We start from the raw sequence: 22817 nt of genomic DNA, 5'->3' as shown, positions 1-22817 counted from the left end.
GACCGTATCAGCCCAGCTGCCCGTCCGGTAAATGTTTAACCCGCCGTTTCACTTCTTCCTGTTTACCCGCGTTAAAAGGCCGCGCGTCCGGACTGCCGAGATAACCGCATACCCGCCGCGTGACAGAGACCTTGGCGGGATTATGATTGCCGCATTTCGGGCAGGTAAAGCCTTTGCTGGTGCAGGAAAATTCGCCGGTAAAGCCGCATTCGTAGCATTCATCGATAGGAGTATTGGTGCCGTAATAGGGCACGCGGGTATAGCTGTAATCCCAGACGTCCTCCAGCGCTTTCAGGTTATGCTGGAGATTGGGGTACTCGCCGTAGCAGATAAAACCACCGTTGGACAAAGGCGGATAGGGCGCTTCGAAATCCAGCTTATCGTAGGGATTCACCTGCTTTTCCACATCGAGATGGAAGCTGTTGGTGTAATAACCTTTATCGGTAACGCCGGGGATCACGCCGAACTCGGCGGTGTCCAGTCGGCAGAAGCGGTCGCACAGATTTTCGCTCGGCGTACTGTACAGGCTAAAGCCGTAACCGGTTTCTTCTTTCCATTGCTCGGTGGCGGCCTTCAGGCGGGCCACTATCGCTATCGCCGTTTCGCGCAGATGCTGATCGTCAAAGACATGGGTCTCGCCGCCGAACAGGGCATTGATGGTTTCATGCACGCCGATATAGCCCAGGGAAATGGAGGCCCGGCCGTTTTTGAAGATTTCCGCCACATCGTCATCAGCTTTCAGCCGCACGCCGCAGGCCCCTTCCATATACAGGATCGGCGCAACACGGGCCTTCACGCCGTCAAGGCGCGCGATACGGGTCATCAGGGCCTTCTTGGCCAGCACCAGCCGTTCATCCAGCAACTGCCAGAAACGCGCCTCGTCCCGCTTTGCTTCCAGGGCGATACGCGGCAGGTTCAGGCTGATAACGCCTAAATTGTTGCGGCCGTCATGGATTTGCTTGCCGTCCTCTTCATAAACCCCCAGGAAACTGCGACAACCCATCGGCGTTTTAAACGAACCGGTAACTTTCACCACCTGATCGTAATTCAGGATATCCGGATACATCCGTTTGCTGGCGCATTCCAGGGCCAGTTGTTTGATGTCGTAGTTGGCATCGCCGTATTTGTGATTCAAACCGTCGCGAATAGCGAACACCAGTTTCGGGAACACGGCGGTTTTGCGGTTCTTGCCCAGGCCGGCGATACGGTTGCGCAGGATGGACTGCTGGATCAAGCGCGATTCCCAACTGGTGCCCAATCCGAAACCAAAGGTCACGAACGGCGTTTGTCCGTTGGCGGTATGGAGCGTGTTGACTTCATATTCCAAGGACTGGAAGGCGTCATAACACTCTTTTTCCGTGCGGGAAAGGGCATAGCCTTTGGCGTCGGGAATTTTCCACTGTGCCGCGGTATTGCAATGTTTATCGAAGCTGGCGGCAACGTAGGGGGCCAAAATCTCATCAATGCGGTTGATGGTGGTGCCGCCGTAGATATGGCTGGCGACCTGGGCGATAATCTGCGCGGTAACGGCGGTGGCGGTGGAGATGGACTTGGGCGGCTCAATCTCTGCGTTGCCCATTTTAAAGCCCTTGGTCAGCATGCCCTCCAGATCGATCAGCATACAGTTGAACATGGGGAAGAAGGGCGCGTAATCCAGGTCGTGATAATGAATATCACCCCGCTCATGGGCCAGCACCACGTCACGCGGCAGGATATGCTGCCGGGCATAATGCTTGGCCACGATGCCGGCCAGCAGATCCCGCTGGGTGGGGATGACTTTGCTGTCTTTGTTGGCGTTTTCATTCAGCAAGGCCATATTGCTTTGTTCCACCAGGCCGCGTATTTCCTGATTCAGGCGGCCCCGCTGCTCCCGGGCGACGTCTCGGTCGTGGCGGTATTCGATATACAGGCGGGCCAGCTTCTTGTAAGGTCCGGCCATCAGCTGGTTTTCCACGGCATCCTGGATATCGCGTATATCCACGTGGGAACGGCTGTTCATTTGTTCCGCCACCGAGGCGGCGACGGCGGCGCAATACTCGTTATCTTCGACGTCGGCTGCCTGTGCAGCGTGTTTGACGGCCTGGCAGATGCGTTCCTCGTCGAAATTAACCTGGCAACCGTCTCGTTTGATCACTACCGGTTTCACGATGCAACTCCTTGTACGCCTGATGCGGGGTGAGTGGTTAGCTCCTTACCCCCAGTTTTCCCGGTGAAATGCCTGCGGGTGCGATAGCTAGGGATAGGAGTGGTTGCCACTATATATAGTCTAATAGTAATAGAAACGACACTAGATGTAGAGTATGGGCCAGAAAAAGTGAACTAAAATTGACTTCGCGCAAGAAAATCGGCCCCTGGCCGAAGAGTTGACCAGCTCAATTTTTAGGCTGAAAAGGGCAGGTTAAGACTTATCTTGCTGAAAACGAATCGGTAAATCCCTTAAAAACTCCAGCCAAGATGGAAAAAATATTTACTAACACCAGATCACGTCCCGTTTGGCCTTCACCTCAAGCATTTTCAACGCATACGGCTTTTATCGCGCTGGGGGTAACGGCCGGCCGTCTTATTTTTAAGCTATTTTCTGCAAGTAATCAGGAAATGCTTAGACGCTATTCCTATGCGCTGATGGATAAGGCGAATTCCTTTGATGCGGCAGTGTTTGAAGATGAGAATGTGTTAGCCGACTGGAAGAACCGCCTGCTCTCCCACAGCAACACTCTGAAACAATCCCCCTCTATAAAACAGTGAATCGTTTAATTTACGTTTAGAATTTTGGCTGTAAAATGCGCTCCGCTTGGCGTGGCGTTTGTTATGGTTAAACGTCAAAATCCTTGGCCGTACTGAACGGTCAAATCTATGTACGACACATTTAGTTGGATTCCGAAAGTTGACGGCATTGATTTTTAATGACTCCGTCTGGCTATGCGGATTTTTTTCCTTTACCGGAGGTGTTCACCCCATATGGACCCCGCACCTAAACCTGAAGATTATTCGCCCATCCGGTAAGGACTCCCGTCTTTTTACGTCTGCCTAACCGGGTGATTAACGGTAGGCAGAAGTTTCCCTCTTCTGCTGATGACACTTTTTTCCTTTTCCGGCCCTTGGGACCGAAAGAGGCAAGGAAGACAGCATGGTATTGAAAAAAGTTACCCGGCGGCTGTTCACACAGTTTTACCGCCACCTTCCCCGTCGTCTGTTTCAGCGCGACGTCATGCTGGAAGGCATGCAAAAAAACCTCAACCGCAACGTGCCGGCGGCACTGACCCACGCCTGCCTGACGTGCGCCCGGGCCGGCGAAGAGCAGTTGCTTGCGCGTTTCTCCAGCCACCCGGAGGGATTGACCGAGACGGAAGCTTCCGCCGCCCGCGCCCGGCACGGCGCCAATATCATTGCCGGCGAACAGCCCGTGACCTGGTGGCGGCATTTGTGGTTGTGCTACCGCAATCCGTTCAATTTATTGCTGACGGTACTCGGCATCGTCTCCTACGGCACGGACGACAGCACGGCGGCGGCGGTGATCGCCCTGATGGTGATGATTGCCACCCTGCTGTATTTTGTGCAGGAATCCCGTTCCAATAAGGCCGCCGATGCGTTGAAAGCGCTGGTGAGCAATACCGCCACCGTACTGCGCTCCGACGATATCAGCGGCGAAAGCCGGTACCGTGAAATCCCTATCGACCAATTAGTACCCGGAGATTGGGTCAAACTGTCGGCGGGGGATATGATTCCGGCGGACTTGCGCATTTTGCAGGCCAAGGATCTGTTTATCGGCCAGGCCTCCCTTACCGGCGAATCGCTGCCGGTGGAAAAGACCGCCCACAGCCGGCTGGACAACCTGCGCAATCCTCTTGAGTGCGATAACCTGTGCTTTATGGGCACCAATGTCATCAGCGGCACTGCGCTGGCGATGGTTATCGGTACCGGCGACAACACCTGGTTCGGCCAATTGGCGGGCCACGCCACCCGAGAGTCGGCGCCGCCCAACGCCTTTCAGGCCGGCATCAGCCGGGTCAGCTGGCTATTAATCCGTTTTATGATGGTCATGACCCCGGTGGTTTTGCTGGTGAACGGCTATACCAAGGGCGACTGGTGGGAGGCGGCGCTGTTCGCCCTATCGGTGGCGGTGGGGCTGACGCCGGAAATGCTGCCGATGATCGTCACCTCATCCCTGGCGAAAGGGGCGGTGCAGCTTTCACGCCAGAAGGTTATCGTCAAACGCCTGGACGCTATCCAGAACTTTGGCGCGATGGACATTCTCTGTACCGATAAGACCGGCACGCTGACCCAGGATAAAATCGTGCTGGAGAGCCATACGGACGTGTTCGGCAGCCGCAGCGACCGCGTATTGCAGAATGCCTGGCTCAACAGCTTTCATCAAACCGGGCTGAAAAACCTGCTGGATAAAGCGGTGCTGGAAAGCGTCGCCGACCATAATCCCGAGCTGGCCCAGCCGCAGTGGCGTAAAATTGACGAGATTCCCTTCGATTTTTCCCGCCGCCGCATGTCGGTGATTGTGGCGGGAGATGACGGCATTCCGCGTTTGATCTGTAAAGGCGCGCTGGAAGAGATGCTCGAGGTATGCAGCCAGGTGCGCCATGATGACGAGATCATGGCAATGACGCCCGCGCTGCTGGAACGAATCAATACCGTTACCGGGGAGCTTACACTCCAGGGGCTCAGGGTGGTGGCGGTAGCCAGCCGCGACATGGCGCCGGAGCGATGCGATTTCAGCCGGGCGGATGAATCCGACCTGATTCTGGAAGGCTATATCGCTTTCCTTGATCCGCCGAAAGAGAGCACCGAACCGGCACTGACGGCTTTAAAAAACCACGGAGTGACGGTCAAAATCCTTACCGGCGATAACGAACTGGTGGCGGCCAAGGTCTGCCGGGACGTGGGGCTGAAGGTGAATAGGGTCCTTACCGGCGGCGATATCGAGCAGATGAACGACCAGCAGTTGGCGGTCGCCGCCCATGAAACCACGGTATTCGCCAAGCTGACGCCGCTGCAGAAGGCGCGTATCGTCAGCGTGCTGCGCGGCGAAGGCCACGTGGTGGGCTTTATGGGGGACGGCATCAACGACGCCCCGGCGCTGCGGGCCTCCGATATCGGCATTTCGGTGGATTCGGCGGTGGATATCGCCAAAGAGGCGGCGGATATCATCCTGCTGGAAAAAAGCCTGATGGTGCTGGAGCGCGGGGTGGTGGAAGGACGCCGCACCTTCGTGAATATGCTGAAGTATATCCGGCTCACCGCCAGCTCCAATTTCGGCAATGTGTTCAGCGTGCTGGTGGCCAGCGCTTTCCTGCCGTTCCTGCCGATGTTGCCGCTGCATCTGCTGGTGCAGAACCTGATTTATGATATTTCACAGATTGCCGTGCCTTTTGATCGGGTGGATGAGGATCAGCTGCGTTGTCCCCAGCGCTGGCGCACCAAGGATCTGGGGCGGTTTATGGTCTATTTCGGGCCCATCAGCTCCATATTCGATATTTTGACGTTCTGCCTGATGTGGTGGGTATTCAAGGCCAATACGCCGGAAAAACAAACGCTGTTCCAGACCGGCTGGTTTGTGGTGGGGGTCTTATCGCAAACGCTGATTGTCCATATGCTGCGCACCCGGAAGATCCCTTTCTTGCAAAGCCGGCCTTCCTGGCCGCTGGGGCTGACCACCCTGACGGTTATCGTGCTGACCGTGGGCATGACCTTTACGCCGGTGGCGGGTTTCCTGCATTTGCAGGCGCTGCCATTGGGGTATTTCCCATGGCTGGTGGCTATACTTGCCGCTTATATGCTGCTGGTACAGGCCATGAAAGGCTGGTATGTGCGGCGCTACGGCTGGCAATAATAACAGCCCGAACAATTGATGGCGAGGCCAGGCAACCTGCCGTCAGTAAGTTGTCCAACTAATGCAGATGGGATCCAGGGTGGTGACAATATGCCACCGCCATGTTATGCTTAATCGGTCAATGGTTGGCAAAGCGAGGATATGTAATGGCTACACTCTCTCATTCTGAGCGCGGTCGCATCACGGCGCGCGTTTCAGGTGCCGTTCAAGAAACCTTGGAAGCAGCAGCCGGTATCCTGGGCTCGACGCTCAACCAGTTTATCGTGCAGTCAGCGTTGCGAGAAGCTGAACGCGTTATTGAGCACGAGCGCATCATTCGTTTATCTGAACAGGAGGCCACCGCCTTTTTAGCCGCGCTGGAAAACCCATTACCGCCCAACGATGCCTTAATGGCTGCACTTCAGGACTATACGGCGAGACGAAATGATCAAACTGGAACCTTTGACTGGGCACCACGACCGAAGCACATTTGATTGCGGCATTGAGCCTCTAAATGTCTGGCTCAAGCAAACCGCTTTGCAACACCAGAATAAGGGAATTTCGCGGACTGTTGTCGCTGTACTTCAGGATAACGACGCGGTAAAAGCGTACTCTGCTGCAGGCTATCCTATCATCGGCATTGCCAGTATCCTGGGCTTCTATGCATTGGCATCCGCGCTGGTTTCATTGGATGTGTTACCGCAAACCCTGGCTAAACGCTTTCCACGCCAAATTCCGGTTACCCGGTTGGGACGTCTTGCCGTACGTGCAGATTTGCACGGCCAGGGATTAGGCAAACTTCTTCTGAGTGATGGTATTACAAAGGCTCGAAATGCGGCTTTGGTTGTCGGTAGCGCCGGCATCATGGTTGATGCGAAAGATGACGCCGGTGCCTGTTTTTATCAACAATACGGTTTTATTCCCTGCGAACTTCAAACGCGCATGCTTTTCCTGCCTCTATGGTAAAGGCTTGTTCAGACTCGGCAGAGTATTCGTCCAAGGCGCTCCCAGGCAAATAAGCCCGCTAATCCGGGCTTAACGTGAAGGATTCAGCACATTGCCAACAAACCTGGACGCAAGCTCACTCCTCCGCCAGGTTCAGCGGCGGCATTTGCAAAAAGGTATTCAACAACCCCTCAGACCAGGCTTTGCGTATGGTGGCGAAATAGGGGTTCTTTTCAGTGATGCGGTATTGTTCGTCGCTGGCGAAACTGTCGCGCCGGTAGATCATCACATCCAGCGGCAGGCCTACCGACAGGTTGCTGCGCAGGGTGGAGTCGATGGAAATCAGCGCACAGCACATGGCCTGCTCCAATGGCGTATCGTAGGTCAGCACCCGGTCGATAATGGGCTTGCCGTATTTGCTTTCGCCAATCTGGAAGTAGGGGGTATCCTCGGTGGCCTCGATGAAATTGCCCTCCGGATAGATATGGAACAGCCGCGGCGGCTCGCCGATAATCTGCCCCCCCAGCAGGATGTTGCAGCTGAAATCGGTGCTGCTGCCGCTTTGCTGGGCGCTGCTGTCGCGGTGAATCACCTCCCGCACCGTTTCGCCGATAAGGCTGGCGGCGTCGAACATGGAAGTGGTATTCAGCAGATTAGCGCGCTCGCCGTCCTTGGCCCGCAGCCGCAGCAGGTTGATAATGCTCTGGGTGGTGGCCAGATTGCCTGCGCTTTGCAACACCAGCGTGCGCTCGCTGTCCTGGTGCAGGACATGCAGCTTGCGGAAGGTGGAGATATGATCCACGCCGGCATTGGTACGGGAGTCGGAAGCGAAAACCACACCTCCCGACAGGCGCATCGCCACACAGTAGGTCATTTAATACGTCCTTCATAAGATATTATTGTTGCTGGCCGCCTTGGCCGCCGGCCTGCCGCTCCTCGGTTTGCTCCACGGTGGCTTCCGAATACATCTCTTCATAACCGCCGCCGATGCGCGAACCGCGCACCGGGCAGGCGTCAAGATAATCAAAACCCACCGCCAGCTTAAGATGCTGGCCGGGATTGCAGGTGTTATTGGTAATATCAAAACTTTGCCAACGATCGTCGAACCAGACTTCCACCCAGGCATGCATGGCCACATGCTTGGTGTCTTCACTGTAAATATAGCCGCTGACGTAGCGCGCCGGGATATGCAGGCTGCGGCAGCAGGCGAGAAACACATGGGCATGATCCTGGCAGACGCCGTGCCGGGCGGCAAAGACTTTGGCGGCGGTGTCCTGCACCTGGGTCACGCCGGGCGTATAGGGCATCCGCAACCGCAGCTCAGACATCATTTCCCGCAGGCTCTCATCCGCCGCATCGGCGCGATAATAACGCGCGGCGAAGTTGCGTATCGCCTCATCGGGCAGCGTCAACGGGCTGCAGCGTAAGAATACCAGAGGGGAAAGCGGACCGCACTCCTCAAGAATGCTTTCGCTGTCGTCGGCAATTTCCACCTGCCCCTTGGCGCGGATGGATATCACCTCATGGGGACGGTCCAGGGTCAGTACATGCAATATATTGCCGAAACCGTCGGTAGCGGGAGTGGCCTGTTCCGGCAGGGTCAACGTCCAATCGATAATGCGCTGGCGCGGCGTATTTTGCGGCGTCAGGCGCAAATACTGGGTACTGAACTTGACTTCATGATCGTAGCGGTAATGGGTGAGGTGATCGACGGTCAATTTCATAGCGCCTCCAGATAGGTATGGTTAATGCTCTCCGCCAGCGCGTTGATTTTGCCCTGAAACTGCATCATGTAGGTTTGCAGGCCCTCCGCCAGCACTTCCTCCAGCGAGCTAAAGCGCAGCTCCACGTTCAGGGTATGGGCCAGCCGGCGGGGGACGTTGGCCCGCTGTCCGCCGATACGCTCGAGCTGCTGCACCACATCCCCGACGCAGGCCCGCAGGGAACGCGGCATATCGTTGCGCAGTACCAGCAGTTCGGCCACCGTTTCGCGGCTCACCGGGTGTTTGTAGAGACTGTGATAGGCTTCACGGGCGCTCACCGCGCGCAGCAGGGTATCCAGGCGATAATATTCCCGCACCGGATCGGAGTCGGTGTCCAGTTGCTGGTCCTTCAGTCCCAACAGCTGCGCGGTGGCGTAAGCGCGCTCTATAAGGGTACCCAGACGGATAAAACACAACGCATCATTACGCAGCAGGGTGCCGAACATGGCGCCGCGAAACAGATGCGCCCGCTCTTTCACCCAGTCGAAAAACGCGTCGGTGCCCACCTTGGCCACGCCTTTGCTGCGCATCAGCTTCATTTCGATCCAGGTGGCGTTGATGCTCTCCCACACTTCCGACGACAGGCTGCCGCGCACCGCATGGGCATTATTCCAGGCCGTTTCAAAGCAGCTGTAAATGCTGCCGGGATTGCGGTCGTCGAGAGCAAAAAAATTCAGCAGATTAGTCATGTTCAGGCGCTGGTAATGCTCCTCGAACAGCGCATGAGAGCCGGTGAGGTTCAGCGGCAGGGTCAAATCCTCGTTCTGCTGGCTGCGGATTGGCATCAAGGATAATTTATAGGTGACGTCCAAGACCCGGGCCAGGCTTTCGGCCCGTTCCAGGTAGCGGGCCATCCAATACAGTTCGCTGGCGGTTCTGCTTAGCATTCGTTGTCCTCCATTATCCAGGTGTCCTTGGTGCCGCCGCCCTGGGATGAATTCACTACCAGCGAACCGGCGTTCAGCGCTACGCGTGTCAATCCCCCCGGCACCAGCCGTATCTCATCGCCGGTAAGGGCAAATGGACGCAGGTCGATATGGCGCGGCGCCAGGCCTTCATCCACAAAAGTGGGGCAGGTGGACAGCGCCAGGGTTTCCTGGGCGATATAGTTGTGCGGCATGGCCAGCAGGCGCTGGCGGAATTCCGCCAGCTCGGCGCGCGAGGCCTTGGGCCCCACCAGCATGCCGTACCCGCCGGCGCCGTGGACCTCTTTCACCACCAGTTTTTCCAGATTGGCCAGCACGTAGGAGAGCGCATCGGCATCGCGGCACTGCCAGGTTGGAATATTGCCCAGGATCGGCTCTTCGGACAGATAAAAGCGGATCATTTCCGGTACATAGGGATAGATGGATTTATCGTCCGCCACGCCGGTTCCCAATGCGTTGGCCAGCACCACCCCGCCGGTACGGTACACCGACAGCAGGCCGGGCACCCCCAAGGTGGAATCGGCGCGGAAGGCCAGAGGATCGATATAGGCATCGTCGATGCGGCGATAAATCACGTCCACTTTGCAGGGGCCTTCGGTGGTGCGCATAAACACCGCCCCCTGCTTGACGAACAGATCGGCGGCCTCCACCAGTTCGACCCCCATCTGCTGGGCGAGAAAGCTGTGTTCGAAATAGGCGCTGTTAAAACGGCCCGGCGTCATCACGACAACCGTGGGATCCTCCACGGCAGTGCTTTCACGCAGGGTTTGCAGCAGATCGAAGGGATAGCGTTCAATAGCGGCGATATGCTGATTAGCAAACAGATCCGGATAGAGCCGCATCATCATCTTGCGGTTTTCCAGCATATAGGAGACCCCGGAAGGGGTACGCAGATTGTCCTCCAGCACATAATAATGGCCGTCGCTGTTGCGCACCATATCGGTGCCGACGATATGCGCGTAGGTATTGTTGTGCAGGGCGACCCCTTGCATACAGGGCTGATACTGTTCGTTGGCCAGTACCTGTTCCGACGGTATGATGCCCGCCTTCAGGATATTCTGCTCATGGTAGATATCGTACAAAAAGGCGTTCAGCGCCTTGACCCGCTGACGGATACCGCGGTCCATCCACTGCCACTCTTTGGCCGGGATAATCCTCGGCACGCTGTCGAAAGGGATCAACCGCTCGGTGCCCCCCTCTTCGCCGTAAACGTTAAAAGTGATCCCCACCCGGTGAAACAGCAGCTCGGCCTCTTCTTTTTTTTGCTGAATGGCCTGCTGATCGGCCTGTTGCAGCCATTGCCAATAGGCTTCGTAATGGCTGCGGTGCGTCCCGTCAGCCAACAGCATTTCATCAAAAAACGGCGACCCGGAAAGATTAATTCTTATCATCGGCATACCCTGGCTTTCTTAGCGAGCTGATAATGACGTTATGCATAAAGCGCGCCAGCGCAGGGGGCGGTTCCATAGGAAAAAACGAGGGAATTATAGGGTAACTTGCACTAATACGGTGCGCATGGCGTTTAGAAGATGAGTTATTACCTAAAGAGGGGCAATTATTTAACCATTTATGAAGTAGGTCTGGTTCGTTTTTGAATTTAAAGATAACCAATAGTATTACATGGAGATTTTGTCCTTCGGACTTGATAACGCAGGTAAAAAGGAGGGCTTAAGCTTTCTTTTATCTCTCGCATATCGTGGTTAAATTTGTACTCAATTTATCCTCCCGCGGATGATATGATAAACTCTATCATGATGAAACGAGTGCAGAGTCATACCCCTCATCAGCACAGGATTAACAGGAGAATATACGCATGGCTAACACGATGTCGCAAAAAACGGCCCGTGAAGGGTTAGGCTCACCGGAACTCTTCAAGGGCGGCGTGTTTGTCACCAAAAATGGTGTCGCTGAGCTGTTCGTCGAAACGGCGGAAGAGCGTGAAGCGGAATTGGTAACCCAGGCAAGGGAACAGCAGGCCAATGCCCTGCTCAAGTTAACTATGCTGGCTAAACAGGATGTATTCCAGCAACGCGTTATGTCTCCTGAAGAGGCATTAAAACAATTGCGCGCAGCGCGTAAATAAGGGATTAGATGGTCAATGTGAACATTACCGAAACGGCATTGTTATGCCTGACCGATATTGAATCTTTTCAAAGTGATTTAAACGGGGCTCAGTCTGCCGCTGAGTTAACCGAGTCACTGCTTTTAGATTCCGTTGCCGCTTTGCAGGAAGATCCCAAACGTTACCGCTATAATTCGATACTGGCTGATTTTGGATTAAAAGTTCGCGAACGGCTTGATCCTAAAGGATATAGACTCCTTTACGATGAAAATGACGAAGACGTTAATATTTTGCTCATACTTCATACCCGCCAGGATCTGGTACGAACTCTTTATCGCTTACAGATTTTGCGCTGATTGTTCACTCCGGCGCACGCGGGTCCGTGCGCCCAATGCCTCAGCGACGACAGGCAATCGCTTCGATTTCTATTTGCACATCTTTCGGCAGCCGCGCCACTTCAACGCAGGAGCGGGCGGGGAACGGCGCGCTGTTTTCCTTGAAAAAGGCTTCATAGGCGGCGTTTACCGTGGAGAAATCATTGAGATCTTTGACGAACACCGTGGTTTTGATGATATCCGCCACCTGTAAACCGGCCGCTTCCACGATGGCTTTGACATTGGACAGGGATTGACGGGTCTGATCGGCGATATCCTCCGCCACCTGACCGGTTTTCGGACAGATGGGGATTTGGCCGGAGGTGAAGACCAGATTGCCCAGATCCACCGCCTGGACGTAAGGGCCGATGGCGGCCGGCGCGTTTTCGGTACTGATAATGCGGGACATGGCGTCTCCTGGAGTCTACAAACAACAAATAGAAAAAAGGTGCCGGTCATTATAAGGAGTAAACCGGCGAATGCCCAGCCTGTCATTGTTACGTTACGCTTGCGCCAGCGCGGGTTTGGCCTGCTTTCCTTTAAATACTCGGTTCAGCTTTGGTGTCGGCGGGCTTACCGTGGCATGGGGCGCTGCGCGGCCGACTATGGCCGCTCCGGCCCCATTGCCGCGGTCTCCCTTTAACACGCGCTCACTTCAACAGGCCCGGTCGGGACTTCAGGAATTCTGGATCACCGCCTGGTGTTCGAACTCTTTTTCGCAATATTTGCATTTCAGGTGTACCTGATTGCCCCGGCTTTTGACGGTGAAGCCGGACGCCACCGGCTCGCTGCGGCTGATGCAGTTGCTGTTGGGGCAGGTCAGCACGCCGTCCACGCGATCCGGCAGCGACAGGGTCAGCTTGCGCACCACCTCGTAATTATCGATGCGGTTGACCGTGGCGTGGGGGGCGTAGATGGCCAGTTGGTTGGCCTGCTGCTCGGTAAGGAAGACGTTTTCGATTTTGATCAGGTCTTTTTTGCCCAACTGATTGGAGGGCAGGTTCAACCCGATGGTAATGCGCTGATCGGTGGCCGTCAGCTTGAACAGGGTTAACAACTTAAAGCCCACCTGCGCCGGAATATGATCGATTACCGTGCCGCGGCTGATGGCCTCAACCTGTAACTTATTGTCCTGAGTCATCATCTTCTCCTTATTCTGCATGATGGTTGTTCAATACCAGGGACAACAATGCCTGGCGCGCGAAAATCCCGTTACCGGCCTGTTGAAAATAGTAGGCATAGGGTGTGGCGTCCACTTCATGGGCGATTTCATCCACCCGTGGCAGGGGGTGCAATACTTTCAGATTGGCGCGGGCTTTCACCAAATCATCGGCGCGCAAAACGAACTGGGCTTTAACATTGGCGTATTCCGACGGGTCCAGTCGTTCTTTTTGTACCCGCGTCATATAGAGGATATCCAGCTGCGGCACCACGTCTTCAATGGTGGCGTGCACGCTGAACCGGATGTTTTTCTCCGCCAGCATATGAAGTATATAAGCCGGCATCGCCAGGGCTTCCGGGGCGATAAAGAAGAAATGATTGCCTTCGAACTTGGCCAGCGCCTGCGTCAGGGAGTGTACGGTGCGGCCGTATTTCAAATCCCCCACCATGGCGATATTGATATTGTTCAGCCGTCCCTGGGTTTCCTGGATGGTAAAGAGATCCAGCAAGGTCTGGGTGGGATGCTGATTGGCGCCGTCGCCGGCATTGAGGATCGGCACGCCGCCGGAAAACTCGGTGGCCAGGCGGGCGGCTCCCTCCTGGGGGTGGCGCATCACAATGGCATCGACGTAGGTGCTGATAACCGAAATGGTATCCGCCAGCGTTTCGCCTTTTTTACCGAGGGAGGTGTTGCCCGCGTCAGGGAATCCCACCACGGAAGCCCCCAGGCGATGCATGGCGGTTTCAAACGACAGGCGGGTGCGGGTGGAGGCTTCGAAAAAGCAGCTGGCGATGACCTTATGCTTTAACAGTTCCGGCTGTGGGCGGGTTTTCAGACTGGCGGCGGTCTGCAATACCAGCTCCAGATCTTCGCGGCTGAGGTCGTTGATGGATACGATGTGCTTCTGGTAAAGGGGATTGGCCATGTTTTATCCCTCCTTCGGGTGTTGTTAACGCCGGTGTCTGACGCAAGTTTAGGCAGTGGGCTGAATGCCGCGCAAAAAAAAGCCCCTCAATGAGGGGCGGGATACGAATACTTCACAACGGGCAGCGGGAGCAACAATGGCAACCGGCTGCCCACAGGCAGCCGAAGATCGTTATAAACATTAAATTTCTCAGTGCTGTTCATCGATCCTCCCGGCAAATTGCCCGAAATTATACTCGGGTACCGCTACACTTCAAGCGTAAAAGATCGATTATCCGTGATTAAGCAAACGATTGGCTTGCTAATAAAAATAAGTGTTAAATAATCCTCAGTTTCCCATTGAGTACGGTTATATAATGAAACAACATTTCAGTTTAAGGAATCGTTATGATCAGCGGTAATATTCACCATCTTGAGCTTGTTCCCTATCTGCCGGCAACGCTGCGGGACGCTATTGATTATGTCAAAAAACACATTACGGCCGATACCCCGCTGGGTAAGTATGAGATCAAGGGGGATCAGGTATTTGTCATGATATCCAACGACAGTACCGATGTGTTTGAGCAGCGCCGCGCCGAATACCATGCCAAATATCTGGATATCCAAATTGTGCTGCAGGGTGAAGAGGGCATGGCCTTTAGCAACCTGCCGGCGGGCAAGCCCGATACCGATTGGCTGGCGGATAAGGATGTGGCGTTTGTGGCGTCCGGCGCGCACGAAAAGCAGTTCGTGATGCGGGCGGGGGATTTTGTGGTCTATTATCCTGGTGAAGTGCATAAACCGCTGTGTGCCGTGGGTGCGCCGGCGCATGTGCGTAAAGCGGTGGTGAAGATTGAAGCGGCGCTGGTGCGGTAACTGGCTCTTTCCCTTTAACCGGCTCGTTGCACGTCCGGTGATAGCGGGCCTGGCGTGCCAAGGAGCGCTCTCCCTTTAACCGGCTCGTTGCACGTCCGGTTATAGCGGGCCTAGCGTGCCATGGGGCGCTCCGGCCGCCGCCAGACGGCGGCTTCGACCCCATTGGCGCGCTCTCCCTTTAGCAGGCTCGTTGTACGTCCGGTGATAGCGGGCCTAGCGTGCCATGGGATTTTTACTCTTTCGACAGCGTTGCCACCATCACCGCCTTGATGGTGTGCAGCCGGTTTTCCGCCTGATCGAACACCACGCTGTGGGCGGATTCAAATACCTCGTCGGTGACTTCCATGCCCCCCGCCAGGCCGTATTGTTCGGCCATCTCTTTGCCGATGGTGGTTTGGTCGTCGTGGAAGGCGGGCAAGCAGTGCAGGAATTTGACCTGGGGGTTGCCGGTGAGTTTGATCATCGCCATGTTCACCTGATACGGGCGCAGCAAGGCAATACGTTCCTGCCAGAAGGATTTGGGCTCGCCCATGGAAACCCATACATCGGTGTAGATAAAATCCACTCCTTCCACGCCTGCGCCGATATCTTCGGTCAGGGTGATGCGTCCTCCCTGCTGTTCCGCCAACTGGCGGCATTGCGCCACCAGTTCATTTTCCGGCCAGCAGGCGCTTGGGGCTACGAGCCGTAGATCGAGCCCGGTCAATGCCGCCGCCTCAAGCATGGTGTTGCCCATATTATTGCGGGCATCGCCCACGTAGGCGAATTTGATTTGGTTAAAAGGCTTATGGGGGAGATGTTCTTGCATGGTCAGCAGATCGGCCAGTAACTGGGTCGGGTGGAATTCGGTGGTTAAGCCGTTCCACACCGGCACGCCGGCATAAGCCGCCAGTGTCTCGACGATCTCCTGACCGTAACCGCGATACTGAATACCGTGATACATCCGGCCCAGTACCCGTGCGGTGTCCTTGATGGATTCCTTGTTGCCGATTTGGCTGCCGCTGGGACCGAGGTAGGTCACGCGCGCGCCCTGATCAAAGGCGGCCGCTTCAAAAGCGCAGCGGGTGCGGGTTGAATCTTTTTCAAAGATAAGCGCAATATTTTTTCCCGCCAGACGCGGTTTTTCCCGCCCGCTGCGTTTTTCCTGTTTCAAGGTGGCGGATAACGCCAATAATTCAAGAAGTTCTGCCGGTGTGAAATCCAGGAGTCTGAGAAAATGACGCTGATAAAACTCTCTCATAAGCATTTTGCTCCATTCATAATCATTAATATCATTTGCATTAAAATTCACTTTATATGTATGAATATTCAATTTCAAGCATTGAAAGCAAATCTTTCATGTTTAAGCTGGAGCCTTAACCGCCGCTGTGGGAAAATAGTGGTCCGAACGGCCGACTCATTGAGGACAGGGGCATGGCACATCAATTTCTGGAAGAGCAGCGCGATGAAACGCGTTTAATAATCGAAGAGCTGCTGGAAGACGGCAGCGATCCGGAGGCGCTTTACACCATCGAACATCACTTTTCCGCTGAAAATTTCGATATGTTGGAAAAAGCCGCGGTCGAAGCGTTTAAACTGGGCTACGAAGTTACCGATGCCGAGGAACTGGAAGTGGAAGACGGTTCCGTGTTGATGTGTTGCGACGCCATCAGCGAAGTAGGGCTCAATGCGGAAGTGATCGATGCCCAAGTCGAGCAGCTGTTTGCGCTGGCGGAACGGCATGGCGTCAACTATGACGGCTGGGGCACCTATTTTGAGGACGGCGAAGACGACGAAGGCGAAGAGGAAGACGGTGGCGATGTGGTGCCGCCCATTCACAATCACCTCATCGATCGGGATGATAACGGCACCCGTCATTGATACCGTGGTCCGGCGTTTTTACCGGCATGGCATTACCGGCGCGGCATTACCGGTGCGGCATAGTCCTGGCTGTATTAATCGGTATCGGCGCGGTTAAACCACAACGATACCGGTTAGTCTCGTCACGGCAGGCTCAGGATTTCACAGGCGCTTAAGCATTCTCACTTCACAATCCACATGCCCGGTGCTGCCCAGCGGGCCGTCGATATGTTCAAATCCCAATCGTTCATACAGCGCTATCGCCCGGGTCAGCGCGGCGGTGGTTTCCAGATAGCAATGGGTGAAGCCTTGGCCGCGAGCGAAGGCCAATCCCCTCTGTGCCAGCTCATAAGCTACTCCGCGTCCGCGCAGACTGGGTAAAAAATACATCTTTTGCAGTTCACATGTTTCCGGCGCGGCGCCTTCCAAGGGTGCGATACCGCCGCCGCCGGCCACCCGGCCTTCATATTCGATAATCCAATAGGCGCTGCGGGGACGGCTGTAGAGCTGATACAAATTGTCCAGATTAGGATCGGATACCGTATAGCCTTTGTCCGCGGTGAGGCCAAATTCGGCCGATACCTGGCGGATCACGTCGGCGATGACCTGATTATCACCCGGCGCGATGGGCCTTACCAAAATGTTGACTGAAGTAGCTGTGGACATCGTCATTACTCAAGAATGTGAAATACATTATCTGTTTTATTATTACGAGTAATAGCATTGCAGATACTGGTGATGCAAATAAAATCATGGGGCGAAAGGCTGCCCCTGTCGGGTTTTTTCATGAAAGGCCTAGCATGATGGACGCCGAGGAATCCGGTCTACGGCCGGAAGGCGACATTCAATGAGACAAGTGCCCGCCGCATCCTCATGCGGCAGGCACTCGTTGGTCGGGCGATAGCTTTGCAACCTGCCGGGTTCCTGATCCATAAAGCAGCACAGCCCGGCGCGGCATCAAAGATTGGCGATGGTTGCCCGCTGTTCCAGCAGCGTCTCTTTTGAAGCGACATAACCCGCCAGCTTTTCCCGCTCCTTGGCCACTACCGCTTCCGGCGCCCGGGCGACGAATCCCTCGTTGGAAAGCTTGGCCTCGATACGGCCGATTTCCCCCTCGAGCCTGGCGACTTCATTGGCCAGCCGATCCAGTTCCGCCGCTTTATCGATAAGACCGGCCATGGGAATCAGCAGTTCGCCTTCTTCCACCAGCTTCACCACCGAAACCGGGCCTTTGTCGCCCTCATCCAGCAGGCTCAGGCTTTGCAAACGCGCCAGGGTCTGGATAAAACTCCGATTGGTGTCGATGCGCTGCCGGGTCAGAGGCGTGGCGCCGCGCACCAGCAGATCCAGCGGCTTGCCGGGGGAGATATTCATTTCCGTGCGGACAGCCCGCACCGCCATGATGACCTGCTTGATCCACTCCACGTCCGCCAGGGCCTGTGCGTCGTCCAGGCCGGCATCAAAGGCGGGGAAGGGCTGCAGCATCAGCGTATCGGCTTCAATGCCTTTCAGCGTCTTCACCCGCTGCCAAATGGTTTCGGTGATAAACGGCACGATGGGATGGGCCAGACGCAGTAAACTCTCCAGCACCTGCACCAGCGTATGGCGTGTACCGCGCAGCTCGGCGTCGCTGCCGCCGTTCATGACCGGTTTGGTGAGCTCCAGATACCAGTCGCAGAACTGGTTCCAGGTGAAGTCGTACAGCACGTTGGCCGCCAGGTCGAAGCGGTAATTATCCAACGCGTCGCGATAGGCTTTCACTGTCTGGTTAAAGGCGGTCAGAATCCAGCGATCCGCCAGGGACAGGCTCATTTCGCCCCCGTTCTGGCCGCAATCCTGCCCTTCGGTGTTCATCAGCACGAAGCGGCTGGCGTTCCACAGCTTGTTGCAGAAGTTGCGGTAGCCTTCCAGGCGTTTCATATCCCAGTTGATATCGCGGCCGGTGGAGGCCAGCGCCGCCAGGGTGAAACGCAGGGCATCGGTGCCGTGCGGCTCGATCCCCTGCGGGAACTGCTTTTCGGTGCGTTTGCGGATTTTATCCGCCAATTGGGGCTGCATCATATTGCCGGTGCGTTTTTCCACCAGATCCGGCAGGGAAATCCCGTCCACCATATCCAGCGGGTCGATAACGTTGCCCTTTGATTTGGACATCTTCTGCCCTTCATCGTCGCGGATAAGTCCGGTCATATAGACGGTTTTAAACGGCACCTGCGGACGCTGGTTTTCATCTTTGACAAAGTGCATGGTGAGCATGACCATGCGGGCAATCCAGAAGAAGATGATATCAAAGCCGCTTACCAGCACGCTGGTGGGATGGAAGGTCTTCAAATCGGGGGTCTGTTCCGGCCAGCCCAGGGTGGAGAAGGTCCACAGGCCCGAGGAGAACCAGGTATCCAGCACGTCTTCGTCCTGGCGAAGCTTCACCTCTGCATCAAGATTGTTTTCCCGGCGGACTTCGTCTTCATTGCGGCCCACATAAACCTTGCCGGCTTCGTCATACCATGCGGGGATCCGGTGTCCCCACCATAGCTGCCGGGAAATACACCAGTCCTGGATATCGCGCATCCAGCTGTAATACATATTCTCATACTGCTTCGGCACGAACTGGATCTCGCCGTCCTCCACCGCCGCAATAGCCACTTTAGCCAACGGCGCGGTCCGTACGTACCACTGATCGGTGAGCATAGGCTCAATGACCACGCCGCTGCGATCGCCATAGGGCGCCGTCAGGGCATGGGGCTTGATTTCATCAAGCAGTCCCAGGGCGTCGAAAGCGGCCACTATCGCCCGGCGGGCGGCAAAACGCTCCAGGCCGCGAAACTCGGCAGGGATGTCTTCATTGGCAGCCGAACTCACTTCCCCCAGGGAACTGAATACTTCCGCCTGTTCACGGATATTGCCGTCCAGGGTCAGGATATTGATCATGGGCAGGGCGTGGCGCTTGCCCACCTCATAGTCATTAAAATCATGGGCCGGGGTAATCTTCACGCAGCCGGTGCCTTTGGTCATGTCCGCGTGTTCGTCGCCGATGATGGGAATACGACGGCCCACCAGCGGCAACAGAACATGTTTGCCGATGAGATCCCGGTAACGGGGATCCTCCGGATTCACCGCCACGCCGGTATCGCCCAGCATGGTTTCCGGACGCGTGGTGGCCACTACCAGGTAATCCTTGCCTTCGGCGGTTGTGGCGCCGTCCGCCAGGGGATAGCGCAGATGCCAGATGTGGGACTGGGACTCGCGGTTTTCCACTTCCAGATCGGAAATGGCGGTGCGCAGCTTCGGATCCCAGTTCACCAGCCGCTTGCCGCGGTAAATCAAATCCTCTTTGAACAGCTGGACGAACACTTCCTTCACCGCGTTGGACAGCCCTTCGTCCATGGTAAAGCGCTCGCGATCCCAATCCACCGATGCGCCGAGGCGACGCATCTGGCGGGTAATGGTGCCGCCGGATTCCGCTTTCCACCGCCAGATTTTCTCGATAAAGGCATCACGGCCGTAATCGTGACGGTTTTTGCCCTCTTCCGCCGCGATTTTGCGCTCCACCACCATTTGCGTGGCGATACCCGCATGGTCGGTGCCCACCTGCCACAGGGTATTTTTGCCCTGCATGCGCTGGTAGCGCACGATGATATCCATAATGGTCTGCTGAAAGGCATGGCCCATATGCAGGCTGCCGGTCACGTTCGGCGGCGGGATCATGATACAGAAGCTTTCTTTGCCCGGATCGTTGTTCGGTTTGAAATAGCCCTGTTTTTCCCAATGCTCGTAAAGCGGCTGCTCAATATCGTGCGGGTTATATGTCTTTTCCATTATGCGTCGTATTTCACTGCGTTGGCGGCGTGGCCGTGGTCAATTGGAAGCCGACGCTGCGATAGGCTTTATAGCGATCGCGCGCCAACTGTTTCATGTGGTCTTCATGGGGGACGAAGTCTATCACTTCATGGAAAGCGGAGGCAAAATCGGCGCAGTGCGGCAACAGGCTGATCAACAGCTCGCGCGGCGCGTTGCCCCGGCGCCCGGGCCAGCATATTTCCACCGGCGCGCCGTAGCGGGGACCTTCCCCCGCCAGATTGTGCGGCACAAAGGATTCCGGATCCCGCTGCCATAATGCTTCATCCAGTTTTAATGCCTGCGCCTCGTCCTCACAGGCCACCAGCACTCTTTTACCCCCGCGCCAGCGGTTTGCCGCCAGTTCGCAGGCCAGCCGCTCCACGGCGGTCAAGCCGTCCCGGAGATCGTCCTGGTCAAGAAGATAAAAGGTCGCGTTTTTCATGTACCGTTTTCAAAGAACCTGAGAGGGGAAGACAAAAAAATAACGGGCGACCTGAGCCGCCCAGTAAAGCATACCTTTTTTACGCTTATTCGTCACCGTTCAGACCGGCGCGATTAAGCAGAAATTGCGCCAGCAGCGCCACCGGCCTGCCGGTGGCGCCCTTGGTCTTGCCGGAGCGCCAGGCGGTGCCGGCGATATCCAGGTGGGCCCAGCTGTATTTACGGGCGAACCGCGCCAGGAAGCAGCCGGCGGTAATGGCGCCCCCCGGACGGCCGCCGATATTGGCCATATCGGCAAAATTCGATTCCAATTGCTCCTGGTACTCATCCCCCAGCGGCAGGCGCCAGGCGCGATCGCCGGACTGTTCGGCGGCGGCGATTAGCTCATGGGCCAGGGGATTGTGGTTCGACATCAGGCCGGTGAGATGATGCCCGAGGGCAATCACGCAGGCCCCGGTGAGGGTAGCCACGTCGATAACCACTTCCGGATCGAAACGTTCAACATAGGTCAGCGCGTCGCACAGCACCAGCCGCCCTTCGGCATCGGTATTCAACACTTCCACCGTTTGTCCCGACAGAGTGGTCAACACGTCCCCGGGGCGGAAGGCGCGGCCGTCCACCATATTCTCGCATCCCGCCAGCACGCCGACGATATTCAGCGGCAGCTCCAGCTCCAGCGCCATGCGCATCACGCCGTACACCGTGGCGGCGCCGCACATGTCGTACTTCATCTCGTCCATGCTGTCGGCGGGCTTGATGGAGATGCCGCCGGCGTCGAAGGTCAGGCCTTTGCCCACCAGCACGATCGGCTTGGCTTCCGGATCAGGACTGCCTTTATACTCTATCACCGACATCAGCGATTCATTTTGCGAACCCTGGCCCACCGCTAGATAGGCGTTCATGCCCAGTTCTTTCATCTGCTGCTCGCCGATAACCCTGGTGGTGGTGGTTTTGCCGAACCGATCCGCCAATTGGCGGGCTTGGGAAGCCAGATAAGCCGGGTTGCAGATATTGGGGGGCATATTCCCCAGATCTTTGGCGGCCTTGATGCCGGCGGCAATGGCCAGGCCGTGCTGGATGGCGCGTTCGCCGCCGGTGAGTTCACGGCGGGTGGGAACATTGAACACCATTTTACGCAGCGGCCGGCGCGGTTCGATGCGGTTGCTTTTAAGCTGATCAAAGGTATAAAGGGATTCTTTGGAGGTTTCCACCGCCTGGCGGACTTTCCAGTAGGTATTGCGCCCTTTGACATGCAATTCGGTCAGGAAGCAGACAGCCTCCATGGAGCCGGTGTCATTCAGCGTATTGATGGTTTTCTGGATTACCTGTTTATATTGGCGTTCATCCAGCTCGCGTTCCTTGCCGCAGCCAATAAGCAGAATACGTTCGGACAGCACGTTGGGAACATGGTGCAGCAGCAGCGTCTGCCCCACTTTACCTTCCAGTTCGCCGCGGCGCAGCAGGGCGCTGATATAGCCGTCGCTGATCTTGTCGAGCTGTTCAGCGATGGGAGACAGGCGGCGCGGTTCGAATACGCCGACAACTATACAGGCACTGCGTTGTTTTTCCGGGCTACCGCTTTTTACACTGAACTCCATGCACACTCCTGAATCTTAAAGACAAAGACGGCCAACGAAGATAAAATAGACCTTTCCCTATTGTATCCCCCGCCTTTGCATTAACTCTATGTGTTAATCTAAACGACGCAAAGGACGTTATTCCGGCAATAATCAGTGCGTTCTCATAGCACGGCCGAACGCTTAATGTTGTTATACTCTATCTGGCGATAAAGGTGGCTAATTGATACGTATTATTGGTGGATTAGCAAAGAAATTATCGATTTTCCTGCAAAAAGACAAGTTTTCACAGGC

Annotated in this window: 21 protein-coding genes; 8 read left to right on the top strand and 13 right to left on the bottom strand. The window is 55.8% G+C overall.

Going from position 1 to position 22817, the window contains the following annotated elements; genetic code table 11:
* Positions 1–7 precede the first annotated feature (7 nt).
* Complete coding sequence (nrdD, locus tag ACL2XO_RS26335; RefSeq protein WP_132924632.1) at positions 8–2146, bottom strand: anaerobic ribonucleoside-triphosphate reductase; 2139 nt, start codon at positions 2144–2146, stop codon at positions 8–10.
* A 308-nt stretch (positions 2147–2454) separates the two neighbouring features.
* Here nrdD and ACL2XO_RS26330 point away from each other — a divergent pair, with 308 nt between their 5' ends.
* From ACL2XO_RS26330 to ACL2XO_RS26315, 4 genes are all read left to right on the top strand, one after another.
* Positions 2455–2745, top strand: a complete 291-nt coding sequence (locus tag ACL2XO_RS26330; protein WP_413725978.1) for a hypothetical protein — start codon at positions 2455–2457, stop codon at positions 2743–2745.
* 382 nt (positions 2746–3127) lie between these two features.
* The gene (mgtA, locus tag ACL2XO_RS26325; protein WP_413741897.1) at positions 3128–5842 is read left to right on the top strand and encodes a magnesium-translocating P-type ATPase; all 2715 of its coding nucleotides are present in this window, start codon (positions 3128–3130) and stop codon (positions 5840–5842) included.
* Between the two features lie 146 nt (positions 5843–5988).
* Complete coding sequence (locus ACL2XO_RS26320; protein ID WP_203523697.1) at positions 5989–6315, top strand: DUF1778 domain-containing protein; 327 nt, start codon at positions 5989–5991, stop codon at positions 6313–6315.
* Positions 6266–6787 (top strand): GNAT family N-acetyltransferase, encoded by a 522-nt coding sequence (locus tag ACL2XO_RS26315; protein ID WP_413741896.1) that lies wholly within the window; start codon positions 6266–6268, stop codon positions 6785–6787. The genes ACL2XO_RS26320 and ACL2XO_RS26315 overlap by 50 nt, the downstream gene beginning before the upstream one ends.
* A gap of 115 nt (positions 6788–6902) precedes the next feature.
* Here ACL2XO_RS26315 and ACL2XO_RS26310 read toward each other — a convergent pair whose 3' ends face one another.
* From ACL2XO_RS26310 to ACL2XO_RS26295, 4 genes are read right to left on the bottom strand one after another with little or no spacing between them, the layout of a single operon-like run.
* Positions 6903–7640 (bottom strand): peptidase, encoded by a 738-nt coding sequence (locus tag ACL2XO_RS26310; protein WP_413741895.1) that lies wholly within the window; start codon positions 7638–7640, stop codon positions 6903–6905.
* A gap of 22 nt (positions 7641–7662) precedes the next feature.
* Positions 7663–8490: a transglutaminase family protein gene (locus tag ACL2XO_RS26305; protein WP_132924640.1), complete on the bottom strand. Its 828-nt coding sequence runs from the start codon at positions 8488–8490 to the stop codon at positions 7663–7665.
* A complete protein-coding gene (locus tag ACL2XO_RS26300; RefSeq protein WP_132924642.1) occupies positions 8487–9416 on the bottom strand; it encodes an alpha-E domain-containing protein in 930 nt (309 codons plus the stop codon). Before ACL2XO_RS26300 ends, ACL2XO_RS26305 begins: the two co-directional genes overlap by 4 nt.
* On the bottom strand, positions 9410–10846 hold the full coding sequence (locus ACL2XO_RS26295; protein ID WP_203523694.1) for a circularly permuted type 2 ATP-grasp protein: 1437 nt from the start codon (positions 10844–10846) through the stop codon (positions 9410–9412). The genes ACL2XO_RS26300 and ACL2XO_RS26295 overlap by 7 nt, the downstream gene beginning before the upstream one ends.
* A 422-nt stretch (positions 10847–11268) precedes the next feature.
* Here ACL2XO_RS26295 and ACL2XO_RS26290 point away from each other — a divergent pair, with 422 nt between their 5' ends.
* A complete protein-coding gene (locus ACL2XO_RS26290; protein WP_203523693.1) occupies positions 11269–11538 on the top strand; it encodes a hypothetical protein in 270 nt (89 codons plus the stop codon).
* An 8-nt stretch (positions 11539–11546) separates the two neighbouring features.
* Entirely contained in the window at positions 11547–11873 is a 327-nt protein-coding gene (locus ACL2XO_RS26285) for a type II toxin-antitoxin system RelE/ParE family toxin (RefSeq protein ID WP_132924648.1), read from the top strand.
* 40 nt (positions 11874–11913) lie between these two features.
* On the opposite strand, the gene ACL2XO_RS26280 is transcribed toward ACL2XO_RS26285, so the two are convergent.
* From ACL2XO_RS26280 to pyrB, 3 genes are all read right to left on the bottom strand, one after another.
* Positions 11914–12300: a RidA family protein gene (locus ACL2XO_RS26280; RefSeq protein ID WP_132924649.1), complete on the bottom strand. Its 387-nt coding sequence runs from the start codon at positions 12298–12300 to the stop codon at positions 11914–11916.
* Positions 12301–12567: 267 nt separating this feature from the next.
* Positions 12568–13032 carry an aspartate carbamoyltransferase regulatory subunit gene (gene pyrI / locus ACL2XO_RS26275; RefSeq protein WP_132927952.1) on the bottom strand — a complete coding sequence of 155 codons (465 nt, stop codon included), beginning with the start codon at positions 13030–13032 and terminating at the stop codon, positions 12568–12570.
* A gap of 10 nt (positions 13033–13042) precedes the next feature.
* Positions 13043–13978 carry an aspartate carbamoyltransferase gene (gene pyrB / locus ACL2XO_RS26270; protein WP_132924651.1) on the bottom strand — a complete coding sequence of 312 codons (936 nt, stop codon included), beginning with the start codon at positions 13976–13978 and terminating at the stop codon, positions 13043–13045.
* 386 nt (positions 13979–14364) lie between these two features.
* Between pyrB and ACL2XO_RS26265 the strand changes: the two genes are divergently transcribed.
* Positions 14365–14832, top strand: a complete 468-nt coding sequence (locus tag ACL2XO_RS26265; protein WP_413741894.1) for a YhcH/YjgK/YiaL family protein — start codon at positions 14365–14367, stop codon at positions 14830–14832.
* Between the two features lie 232 nt (positions 14833–15064).
* On the opposite strand, the gene argF is transcribed toward ACL2XO_RS26265, so the two are convergent.
* Positions 15065–16072, bottom strand: coding sequence for an ornithine carbamoyltransferase (gene argF, locus ACL2XO_RS26260; protein WP_132924655.1), 1008 nt, complete (start codon positions 16070–16072; stop codon positions 15065–15067).
* 173 nt (positions 16073–16245) lie between these two features.
* Between argF and rraB the strand changes: the two genes are divergently transcribed.
* Complete coding sequence (rraB, locus tag ACL2XO_RS26255; protein ID WP_413725971.1) at positions 16246–16692, top strand: ribonuclease E inhibitor RraB; 447 nt, start codon at positions 16246–16248, stop codon at positions 16690–16692.
* A gap of 141 nt (positions 16693–16833) precedes the next feature.
* Here rraB and ACL2XO_RS26250 read toward each other — a convergent pair whose 3' ends face one another.
* The 4 genes from ACL2XO_RS26250 to pepA all read right to left on the bottom strand — a co-directional run bounded on the left by ACL2XO_RS26250 (position 16834) and on the right by pepA (position 22544).
* Complete coding sequence (locus tag ACL2XO_RS26250; RefSeq protein WP_132924659.1) at positions 16834–17337, bottom strand: GNAT family N-acetyltransferase; 504 nt, start codon at positions 17335–17337, stop codon at positions 16834–16836.
* 291 nt (positions 17338–17628) lie between these two features.
* Positions 17629–20484 (bottom strand): valine--tRNA ligase, encoded by a 2856-nt coding sequence (locus ACL2XO_RS26245; protein ID WP_413741893.1) that lies wholly within the window; start codon positions 20482–20484, stop codon positions 17629–17631.
* A gap of 13 nt (positions 20485–20497) precedes the next feature.
* The gene (locus ACL2XO_RS26240; protein WP_132924663.1) at positions 20498–20947 is read right to left on the bottom strand and encodes a DNA polymerase III subunit chi; all 450 of its coding nucleotides are present in this window, start codon (positions 20945–20947) and stop codon (positions 20498–20500) included.
* Positions 20948–21032: 85 nt separating this feature from the next.
* On the bottom strand, positions 21033–22544 hold the full coding sequence (gene pepA, locus ACL2XO_RS26235) for a leucyl aminopeptidase (protein ID WP_132924665.1): 1512 nt from the start codon (positions 22542–22544) through the stop codon (positions 21033–21035).
* Between the last annotated feature and the right edge of the window lie 273 nt (positions 22545–22817).

The organism is Sodalis sp. RH15, assembly GCF_047324255.1.
GTDB classification, from domain to species: Bacteria; Pseudomonadota; Gammaproteobacteria; order Enterobacterales; family Enterobacteriaceae; genus Acerihabitans; species Acerihabitans ligni.
Note: the sequence above shows the minus strand (reverse complement) of the source record. Positions and strands in the feature narration are given on the sequence as shown.